Below are 348 nucleotides of genomic sequence, written 5' to 3'. Positions count from 1 at the left end.
AGCTACCGATGTTGCATGCTCACCTTGGCCATACCCTTGCGGAGATCACAGCCAACCGGCCCAGCCGAAGGTCAAGAGGTAAGCGCGTTTGACTGCTGCCCACCCGCGGCGGCCGCCACCGACAGCCGCGATAAGGGCGACGGTGAACCAGAACGCAACCGCTCCGCCAACGATCAGAGCCCATCCGGTACCGCCAATGGCTGCGAACAAGACCACGATGAATGCCGTTATGAGAAGTCCGGCATGGGCGCCGCCGATGCTCACACGGAGCATCTCGCGCACGACGCGACGGTCCTCCGCGAGAACCTTCTCATAAGCATTCAGCTCTCGCCCTGGACCGTCTTGATC

General features: G+C 62.4%; 1 protein-coding gene. It reads right to left on the bottom strand.

Features of this window, described 5'->3' with window-relative positions:
* Positions 1-45: 45 nt before the first annotated feature.
* Positions 46-348, bottom strand: a 303-nt coding sequence (locus tag G3I42_RS33845; protein ID WP_164291483.1) for a hypothetical protein, incomplete at its 5' end; no start/stop codon positions are given.

It is taken from the genome of Streptomyces sp. SID11385, from assembly GCF_010548245.1.
Taxonomy (GTDB): domain Bacteria; phylum Actinomycetota; class Actinomycetes; order Streptomycetales; family Streptomycetaceae; genus Streptomyces.
This window is presented reverse-complemented; position numbering and strand designations above follow the sequence as displayed.